The sequence below is a fragment of the Acetivibrio sp. genome, from assembly GCF_035371925.1.
In the GTDB taxonomy this organism is placed as follows: Bacteria; Bacillota; Clostridia; order Acetivibrionales; family Acetivibrionaceae; genus Hungateiclostridium.
Genome location: NZ_DAORXT010000040.1, coordinates 14,343 through 24,286, shown reverse-complemented (window position 1 = coordinate 24,286; position 9,944 = coordinate 14,343). Strand labels below are relative to the sequence as shown.

Sequence of the window (9,944 nt, the reverse complement as noted above, 5' to 3'; positions counted from 1 at the left end):
GTTATGTCTGTAATAATATTAATTCGTTCGTAGAAGCTATTCAAAGTGATATGATAAAAAATGCAAAATTAGTTGAAAATGCATTTAATGATATTATGACAGAATATAACACAAAAGAAATGGCTCAAAAATATATTAGTATCTATAAGAAGTCTATGCAAATGTAATTTGTTGTTAATAAAATAAAGCGTATTATTAGCAGTTTTTTAATTATTTATGTATAGACAAAGATGAACTATAAATTCTGAGAGGAGAACAAAATGAAGAAGGTTGCATTAGTAACATGTTATTTCCAGCCGAATTACGGAAGCATGCTTCAAGCATATGCAACTCAACAGATTTTGGATAATTGGAATATTCCTAATGAGACAATTTGTATTGATGGGTTTGCAGGAGAAATTAAAAAGGCAAAACTGAAATATTTTAGGAGTAGGATGTTATCACCAGATGTATTTAAAGATAAATGGGGATTTATTAAATTAGCTATAGCAAAAAAAATTTATAAAAACACATTAGGTAATAATATATCAATCAGAAAAAAGCAATTTGATAAATTTGCCAGAGAAAGATTTCGATTGTCAAAAGTTTATTCATCAAAATCTGAATTGGGAGCTCAAGCATATAATTATTCAGCTTTTTTAGTAGGTAGTGATCAATTATGGTTACCTTCTAATATTGCAGCAGATTATTACACACTAAATTTTGTTCCAAGTGATATACGTAAAATTGCATATGCCACTAGTTTTGGAGTTTCTTCACTGCCAAAAAAGGCCCAAGAATCTGCAAAAAATTTTTTACCAAGAATTGATTATTTATCGGTTAGAGAAAAATCAGGACAGAAATTAATTAAAGATTTAACGGGTATGGATGTTCCTGTTGTATGTGACCCAACTCTGTTACTTTCGGCTGATGAATGGAAAAGTATTCAATCCGAAGAGCCTTTTATCAAGGGTAAGTATATATTCTGCTATTTTTTGGGAAGCAATCCTTATCCTCGTGCTTTCGCAAAAGAGTTGAAAGACAAGACTGGATGTAAAATAGTTGCTTTACAACAACTAGATGCCTATATTAGGAGTGATAATGGATTTGCCGATGAAGCTCCATACGATGTAGGACCCAGTGATTTTATTAATTTAATACGTAATGCAGAATTTGTTTGTACTGATTCATTTCATGGAACAGTTTTTTCAATTTTGAACCGTAAAACGTTTTTTACTTTTAGACGTTTTAGGACGAAATCAACTATGTCTACAAATAGTCGAATTGATTCATTGTTAGAAGTGTTAGATATTAAATCAAGAATTTTAGAAGGAAACGAATCAGTTGAAGAGCAAATGAATGAGAATATTGATTATTCGCTTGTTGAAAGTAGATTGAAGATTTTCGTAGAAGAATCAAAGAAATTTTTATATAGAGCATTGGAAGGCTTGGAGTAGATTTTCATGATAAATATTAAAGAAAAAGAAAAATGTTGTGGCTGTTCAGCTTGTGACAATATATGTCCTAAAAATTGCATTACAATGCATCCTGATAATGAAGGTTTCTTGTATCCGAATGTTAATATGAATGAATGTGTTGAATGTAGTCTTTGCGAACAAGTATGTCCAATATTAAACAATGAAATTGAAAAACCTTTTTCACAGAAAGCGTACCTAATACAGAATAAAGATCCTAAAGTACTCAGTGAAAGCACTTCTGGAGGAGCTTTTTCTGCATTAGCTGAATATATACTAAAAGAAAACGGTGTTGTTTATGGTGCTGCTTTTAATAGTTCATTTGAGGTAGTACATCAAGGGATACAAAATCCTGATGAATTATGCAAATTCAGAAATAGTAAATATGTTCAAAGTAGAATAGAGAAAACATTTTTAGAAGCGAAAGTGCATTTAGATGCTGGAAGAAAGGTATTGTATAGTGGAACTCCTTGTCAGATTGAAGGCTTAAAAAGATTTCTAAGAAAAGATTACACTAATTTAATTACTGTTGATGTAGTATGCCATGCAGTACCTTCACCTTTAATTTGGGAAAAATATAAACAATTTCGTACTTCTGAAAATATGAACTTATTGGAGGAAGTGGCTTTTCGTGATAAGGAGTACTATGGATATGAATACTCTCAAATGACTATTAAGTTAAGGAATGGCAGAAAGCTACATTTTGGAGTAGAGTCAGATCCGTATTTGAGAGCATTTTTTTCAGATTTAAGTGATAGGCCAAGCTGCTATAATTGCCAGTTTAAGAAGCGATATAGAGTATGTGATATTACTATCTGGGACTGCTTTGATGTATTCAAATTTTCAAAAAGTCTTGATAATAATAAAGGTGTGACTAGAGCATTAGTTCACACTGAAAAGGGCAATAAATTATTGCAGGCAATTAGTGAAAAATGCGTAGTGGTTGAGGTTGATCCGGATTTTGCAGTAAAAGGCGTTAGGGAATTGGTTAAATCAGTGCAATTAAATCCTCGTAGGAAGCAATTTTTTGAGGATGCAAACCGAATGAGTAATAAAGAATTTTTTGAATTCTATTTTCCGAGTACGTTGCGTGTAAAAGCTGAGTATTTAATAAGAATCAGCTGTATTAAGCTTGGTATATATCAGACCATTAAGAGACTGGCAAAGAAAGTGTTAAAAAGGAATTAATATTTTAATTAAAATTGAAGTTACTTCTATAAGAAATACAGCAATGAAGAACTAAAATAAGTAATAAAAAGGGATGGAAATGAGAATATTATATTTTGTAGATAGATTGCTCCACGGTGGTATTCAAACATTTTTATATAATTTTATTTCAAATATGGATTTATCAAATAATGAGGTATCACTATTATTATTAGATGATGGAAAAACATATCCTTTGGAAGAGAAATTTATAAATTTAGGAGTTAAATTATATAAATTATCAAACATATGGGTAAGCAAGCCACTTGATTATATTAAGTATAAAAAGGCAATTGACAACTTTTTTGCTCAGCATAATGATTTTGATATTGTTCATTTACATTCATCCAGTAAAAATTTTTATATTTTAAAGTGTGCTCAGAAATATAAGATTCCTGTACGAATAGCACATTCTCATAATACGGGATTTCAGACTCAAAATCCAATAAAACTGTTTATTGGCAACAGAATGAAAAGATTGCTAAAAAGATATGCCAATTACTATTTTGCATGTTCTGATTTAGCGGGTAAATGGTTGTTTGGCAGTACTGACAAGGTCCATATTATTCATAATGCTGTAGATCTATGTAAGTTTAAATTTGATCCTGAAAAGCGTGCAGAGATACGAGAAAATTTGGGAGTTGATAATAATCTTGCTATATGTAGCATAGGAAGATTAGAAAAGCAAAAAAATCATGATTTTTTACTGGAAATCTTTGCTGAAATACTGAAATTGGATTCGCGCGCAAAATTATATTTAATTGGTGACGGTTCTCTAAAAGAACAATTACTTCAAAAAGCCAATATTTTATCTATAGGCAACAGTACATACTTTCTTGGTTATAGGTCTGATGTTGCAGATTTATTACAAGCTATGGACATTTTTTTAATGCCTTCGTTATATGAGGGGTTTCCACTTACAGCGGTAGAAGCACAGGCAGAAGGCGTTCCTTGTATTTTTTCCAATACAATAACGGCTGAGGCAAAACTGCTGCCTGAAACGTGTTATTTAAGTTTGAATGATAGTCCTGAAAAGTGGGCAAAAACTGTTATAGATATTTATAATTCTTATTATCGTGATGATAAGAAAGATGAATTAACTAAAGCAGGATTTAACCTTCACAAAGAATTAAGCAAATTGATGAAATTTTACGAACAAGCGATTAATAGGGAAAGGAAGTAATTATGAGTAGTTTAGTAACTGTTATAATCCCTACATATAAAGGCAGTAACACTATTTTAAGAGCAGTTGATAGTGTATTAAATCAGACATATAAGGATATTCAAATTATAGTAGTGGATGATAACGGTAAAGATACCAAAGAACAGCAGATAACCCAGAGTGTTCTTCAAGAATATATAGATCAGAACAAAATATTATATTTAGTGCATGAAAAAAACATTAATGGTTCAGCCGCAAGAAATACTGGTTTAAAGTATTCAGATGGAAAGTACATTTGTTTTCTTGACGATGATGATATTTTTTTACCTGAAAAAACAAAAAACCAAGTTAGTATATTTGAGAATTCACCAGAAGAAATAGGAATGATTGTAGGTTCTTATAGAGTACAATTACCAAATGGGTATCATAGAGATATTATTGTTTCCCAACCTGAAGATTTTGTATATGAATATTTACGACATAAAATTTCTGCATGTTCGAGTGCAATAATGATAAAAAAGAATGTGCTCGAAAAAGTAGATAAATGGGATGAAAGTTTTATGCGGCATCAGGATTGGGAGTTTTTCACTAGAGTGGCATATAACTATAAAGTACGTGTAATTAGTGATATTTGCATTGTAAAATTCAAAATTGACAGAAATCTCCCTAAAGACCCAAAAGTGGCAGAGAGATATAGATTACACTATTTAAACAAGTTATATGGCATTATAAGTGAGCTTCCAAATAAGAAACGTAATCAGGTATATGCAGCAAATTACTATGATATTGGAAAAGAATATCTAAAAAGCAAAATGATAATTAATTCTTTAAAGTGGGCTATAAAGACAAAAAAGCCTATTTGGGCTATTACAAGGTATATTATTGATGCATATGCTTTTTGGAGAAAAAAGGGTTTGATAAACAATGGATAAAAAAATTGCTTTAAAAATAGGTACTAGAAGAATTATATTTAATTCTAATATAGATTTAGTCAGTTTAGCTATTGCTACATTAATCATGAGTCCGTTATTGGATTTTATGTTTACTTATGGCTTTGGATTAGATAATTTGTCTTCTCCATTAGTTCTTATTATATCCATAACGGCTATATTATTGAGCATAAAGAAAATTAAATTAAATAAATGGTGTGGAGTTTTTCTTATCTTTGTATCGTTCTTCTATATAGTTTCTTGTTTGTTTTATCAGCAGGAAGGTGTAATACCGTCTATGTTTATATTGTGGGTTGTTATTCCCGTAATACTAACTAATTTTCAGTATAATGCTGAAAAAATATTAAGGTATTGCCTTTATTATTCTACATTATTGATATTTTCATTTGATGAAATTTTAATTCAAACACATGTGCCAACAACTAGATTTAATCAGGTTTCTTTGGTTACATCGTATGCTTTGGTAATTGCAGGAACAGTATTAATTTTTCATTTTATGTATTATAGAAATGAGTCCTCCATAATTATTAAAGTATTATATTGTATACAACTGTATTACATGATAATTTATTCCATGCAAATTGCACGAGGTGCATTACTTGTACTGATAACATCTTTTGTTATTGCGATAATAGGAAAATATCAAGGAGAAAAAAGAAAAAAACCTGAGAAGCAAATAGTATTAATATCTATTATTTCAGCTATTCTTCTTTTTATTTTAAGAAATAACTTTGTAAATATTATGTTGTGGTCAGTATCTTTTTTAAGCAAATATGGAATAAATATTGGAGCTTTAGATAAAGCTCTATACTTTTTGAGCCAAGGAGATGTTACTAATGGAAGAAAAGAGTTTTTTAGTACAGCTTTAGAATACTTTTGGAAATCTCCTATTTGGGGAAATGGAATAGGAACATTTATAACAAAGAATTCGGCAGGAATAGCTTTTGTTCACAATTTCATTTTGCAATTTATGTATGAAGGTGGATTAATTTTTGCAATTCCATTAAGCTTTTTAGCATTAAAAGCAATTTTAGCAACATTGAATTTGTATAATTTAAATAAGAATAGTTTTGTTATAATTGCATTTTTGTCTTGTAATATGTTAGTGAAGTTGTCCTTTTCATCTAACCCTTGGGTTAATCCAATGTTATGGTTATTGTTTGGGATTATAATTAATCATCTAAAGCAATTAAAGTTTAGAAATATGCAAGTAAAATTTGGGGTTAATGGAGGATAAATATGAGAATTGGTATATTAACTTATCATAGATCAATTAATTATGGTGCATACTTGCAAGCTTATGCATTATGTAGGGTTATTTCGGAAAGATATCCTTCAGTTTTGGTAGAACTTATTGACTATGATATGAAAGCTGCGGATAGATTTTATAAAAAGCAATTCTTGCGGAAATCTTTAGCATCAAAAAGTTTTAAAGGGTTAATATATTATTTGCACCAGTATAAAACTTTTGCAGATTCTCAATCAAAATTGAAATTAAGCTCTGAAAATTTGTATTATTCTAACCTTGAAGAATTTCAAAAATTCATTAGAGGAAGATATGATTTGATTATAGCAGGAAGTGATGAAATATGGCGAGTTAACGGATTTAGGGGATTTCCAAGCCCTTATTGGTTACCTGGGGACCTTCAATGTATTAAAATGTCATATGCGGCATCTGCTAGAATTGATTATGATAGCCTTTCACAGAAAGAAAGGGATCTAATGAAAAATATATTATGTGATTTTTGCTATATTGGAGTTCGTGATGAAAGTACAAAACGATGCATTGATAAAGTAATGGAGAATAGTTTGGCTTATATTAATTGTGATCCTACTTTTTTATATTCATATAGAATTAGCGAAGAAAACGGTCGAAATATTTTAATAAATAAATTTGGTATTAATCCCGGCAAAAAAACCATAGGATTTATGCTTGAAGATTCAGAAATACCAAGAAAGTTTATGTCTGCATACGGAAGCAAATATAATTATATTTCTTTGTATGATTATCATAAAGAAACAAGGAATTATGCACGGCTGAGCCCATTTGAATGGATAGATGTGATTTCTGCATTAGATTTATTTGTTACTTCGAGATTTCATGGCGTATGCTTTTCATTAAAAAATAATGTGCAATTTATTGCAGTAGAAGAACGAAAGACTACCCTAGATAATAGTAAAATGTATGATATACTAGGTCGGTTAAATTTATGTGAACGATATTATTCTTCTAAAGAAATGATTACAACAGAGATAATTAAAGAGATCGAGCGCCTTATTCAAAAAGATACGAAGTATAATTGTCAACCAATTATTGAATTGAGTAGAAGTTTTTTTGAGAAACTCGACAACATTGTCAAATAAGAGAGGTATGTACAATGATAATAAAAGAAAATGAAGAACTGAAAAAGTATACTAGTATTAAGATTGGTGGAATTGCAAATAAATTCTACATTCCAGAAAGTATAGAAGAACTAGTTGAACTATTAAAAGTACTTGACAACCCCTTAGTAATATCAGGAGGTTCAAATTTGCTCATTGATGATAAGGGTAAATTTGAATCAGTTATTTGTTTGAGAGAATTTAATAAGGAAATAAATAATTTAGGTGATGGCGTTTTTTACTTTGGTGCTTCTGTACATTTGCAAAAAGCAATTTTGGAGATTAATAAAGCTGGCTATGGAGGAATAGAATATTTGTATTCTGTGCCTGGACTTATAGGCGGTGCTATATATATGAATGCTGGTAGAGGATACAGATATAATCAATCAATAAGTGACTATATTGTAAGTGTAGATGTGGTTGAAAATAGAGAAGTAAAATCTATACCGAAAGATTTATTAGAGTTTAAATATAGATATTCATCATTTCAAGATGATGATAGGATTATTGTAGGAGCAAAGTTTAAGTTTCCTCGATGCAGTTCAGAGGAAACCTCAAGATTAAGGGATGAAAGGATTAAGCTTTGCAAAAAAGAGCAAGATAATTCTGCTGCAAATTTTGGTACTGTTTTCTGTATAGCAAATCCAAAGATAATGAAATTAGTATCAAAACTTGGATTGGGTCGTAAAGATGGTGTGCATTTTTCGAAGAAAACTCCAAATTGGATATTAAATGAAGGAAATGGAAATTTCCACGATACGATTCAATTAATAAAAATTGTACAAAGATTACATAAGTTTACGTTTCAGAAATGTAAGCTAGAAGTTAAAATATGGAGATAAATTTAATAGAAAGATAGTGATTATATAATGGAAAGAAAATTAGACAGCGTCAAGCAAAAGCAATCATCAATGATTAATAATGTTTTAAAGATATCAGGTGGGACATTGTTTGGACAGTTGATTTCTATTGCTACGCTTCCAATATATACAAGAATATTTGGAGCGACAATAATTGGTAATTGGACTTTGTTTACCTCTGTTGTAATTATAGTAAACACATTTTCTGACTTGGGATTATCAAATGCCATTATGGTTGAAGAAACGGAAGATGATACAAAAAAATTATTTTCAATAATAACAACTTTAGTTTTGATATTTAGTCTACTTATTGGGTTTGGATTTTTTATGTTTTATTCTTTTTTTCCCAATAAGGCTGGTATAAATCCGATATTTTACGCTTTTTTTATTACAATTTTAATATTTACTCAACAGCAGATTCAGTTGAGCTATTCGTGGCTTAATAGAAAAAAAGAATATAATGTACTAATGAAGAATCCTGTTATAAACCATGCTTCAGCGGCTATTGTTGCAATTCCACTAGGTTTATTGGGGTATAAAAGTTATGGTTATTATATTGGTCTAATTACAGGAGAGATTATAACTTTGCTACATATGAGAAGAAAACTACCGAAAGTTTTTTTGAATTTTTCTATTAAGGATCATAAATCAGCGTTATCAAAGCATAGAGAATTTTGCTTTTATCAGATGCCTACAAATATTGTTGCACAATTTAAGAACCAAGCTCCTGTATTATTTATTCGTACTCTATTTGGAGCCGAAATTTTGGGATACTATTCAGTATCGATGAAAGTTTTGAAAATTCCAATTACTTTTTTAGCTAATTCTATAGGAAAAGTCTATTATCAAAGAATTGTCGAGATGACTAAGAAAAAACAAGATATAGGAGAATTTACATATAGAAATATTAGTCGTGCAGCAAAAATTGCCATCATCCCAATGAGTATTTTGCTTTCGTTAAGTGACTTAGCATGTAAAATTTTTTTGGGGCCAGACTTTATTGTTGCTGGCAATATTACAAGAATAGTAGCGTTTAATAGCTTTTTTACTTTTTTGATGATGTCAACTCAGGGATTAGCAATTGTAGTTCATAAGCAAAAGTATTCTCTTATTTCTGGAGTTACTCAGCTAATTGGCTATGCTTTTGGATTAGCGGTTGGAAAGTTTTATTTTAATAATATATATATAGGATGTATTATTATGACAATCATCTTTTGTTTTGTTCAGATTGTATATTTTAGTAAGTTGTTTCAAGTTATTAATATTTCGGCATATCGATATTTGAAAAGTGTTTTTGCATCAATAATTATAATATTTATATGCTCCGCTGCTATTAGAATTATAAGTAACATATTAGGCATTGTTAGTGGAATCTAGGAAAATGCATTTCACAAAATTAACTTTTGTGAATATTGGATATTTTGAGCTTGAAATTCATATTAGCTTTCTATATTAATAAGTAATAAATTGTATTACCAATAAAATGGCAAAACAAAAGCATAAGCAGACCAAATGTGGTAGTTTTGAATTGACAAGATAAAAAACTATTTCCACGGGAGTCAAACTTATGCCTGATATAATAATAGAATAAAGCCAAGAAGTAATCAATTATATAAATATGCTAAAGTTGCCTATTTCCGGAGCTTTGAAGAACCATATGGTTCATATGATTTCAGGAATAATAACCACCGAGGGAAACAAGAATATTTCTAATGTCTATTCAAGGCTTACCTGTAACCGGGACCGGAGCAGTGGCTCAAGGTTCCTTGGAGAATATAAATGGAGTAACGAATACGTAGATTACAAGAGGAGAAATCATCCTTTTAAATCTGTTTGTGAGAATGTATCCGATATCATCATTCTCACAGTGATGGTAAGACCATGTGGTCTCACTGTGTAGTTACTTCCCATTACAAAATCTCCGAGTACT

The 9,944-nt window shown here is 30.0% G+C and carries 8 protein-coding genes and 1 pseudogene; all 9 read left to right on the top strand.

The features are described from left to right. Window positions 1-260: 260 nt before the first annotated feature. Window positions 261-1,436, top strand: coding sequence for a polysaccharide pyruvyl transferase family protein (locus PLH43_RS07205; RefSeq protein ID WP_324361567.1), 1,176 nt, complete (start codon window positions 261-263; stop codon window positions 1,434-1,436). Window positions 1,437-1,442: 6 nt separating this feature from the next. Then, window positions 1,443-2,642, top strand: coding sequence for a Coenzyme F420 hydrogenase/dehydrogenase, beta subunit C-terminal domain (locus tag PLH43_RS07200; protein ID WP_324361565.1), 1,200 nt, complete (start codon window positions 1,443-1,445; stop codon window positions 2,640-2,642). A 79-nt stretch (window positions 2,643-2,721) separates the two neighbouring features. Then, entirely contained in the window at window positions 2,722-3,843 is a 1,122-nt protein-coding gene (locus tag PLH43_RS07195; protein WP_324361563.1) for a glycosyltransferase family 1 protein, read from the top strand. Window positions 3,844-3,845: 2 nt separating this feature from the next. Beyond that, entirely contained in the window at window positions 3,846-4,754 is a 909-nt protein-coding gene (locus PLH43_RS07190; RefSeq protein WP_324361562.1) for a glycosyltransferase, read from the top strand. Next, on the top strand, window positions 4,747-6,009 hold the full coding sequence (locus PLH43_RS07185) for a hypothetical protein (protein WP_324361560.1): 1,263 nt from the start codon (window positions 4,747-4,749) through the stop codon (window positions 6,007-6,009). Before PLH43_RS07190 ends, PLH43_RS07185 begins: the two co-directional genes overlap by 8 nt. A 2-nt stretch (window positions 6,010-6,011) precedes the next feature. Continuing rightward, on the top strand, window positions 6,012-7,136 hold the full coding sequence (locus PLH43_RS07180; RefSeq protein ID WP_324361558.1) for a polysaccharide pyruvyl transferase family protein: 1,125 nt from the start codon (window positions 6,012-6,014) through the stop codon (window positions 7,134-7,136). 14 nt (window positions 7,137-7,150) lie between these two features. Beyond that, on the top strand, window positions 7,151-7,996 hold the full coding sequence (locus PLH43_RS07175) for an FAD-binding protein (RefSeq protein WP_324361556.1): 846 nt from the start codon (window positions 7,151-7,153) through the stop codon (window positions 7,994-7,996). Window positions 7,997-8,023: 27 nt separating this feature from the next. Continuing rightward, complete coding sequence (locus PLH43_RS07170; RefSeq protein ID WP_324361553.1) at window positions 8,024-9,391, top strand: oligosaccharide flippase family protein; 1,368 nt, start codon at window positions 8,024-8,026, stop codon at window positions 9,389-9,391. Between the two features lie 241 nt (window positions 9,392-9,632). Next, a pseudogene (locus tag PLH43_RS07165) lies at window positions 9,633-9,944 on the top strand (IS701 family transposase); the annotation flags it as partial.

Coding starts and splice junctions, on each gene's coding strand:
- PLH43_RS07200 (WP_324361565.1), top strand. CDS start 1,443: ATGATAAATATTAAAGAAAAAGAAAAATGTTGTGGCTGTTCAGCTTGT.
- PLH43_RS07205 (WP_324361567.1), top strand. CDS start 261: ATGAAGAAGGTTGCATTAGTAACATGTTATTTCCAGCCGAATTACGGA.
- PLH43_RS07185 (WP_324361560.1), top strand. CDS start 4,747: ATGGATAAAAAAATTGCTTTAAAAATAGGTACTAGAAGAATTATATTT.
- PLH43_RS07195 (WP_324361563.1), top strand. CDS start 2,722: ATGAGAATATTATATTTTGTAGATAGATTGCTCCACGGTGGTATTCAA.
- PLH43_RS07175 (WP_324361556.1), top strand. CDS start 7,151: ATGATAATAAAAGAAAATGAAGAACTGAAAAAGTATACTAGTATTAAG.
- PLH43_RS07190 (WP_324361562.1), top strand. CDS start 3,846: ATGAGTAGTTTAGTAACTGTTATAATCCCTACATATAAAGGCAGTAAC.
- PLH43_RS07170 (WP_324361553.1), top strand. CDS start 8,024: ATGGAAAGAAAATTAGACAGCGTCAAGCAAAAGCAATCATCAATGATT.
- PLH43_RS07180 (WP_324361558.1), top strand. CDS start 6,012: ATGAGAATTGGTATATTAACTTATCATAGATCAATTAATTATGGTGCA.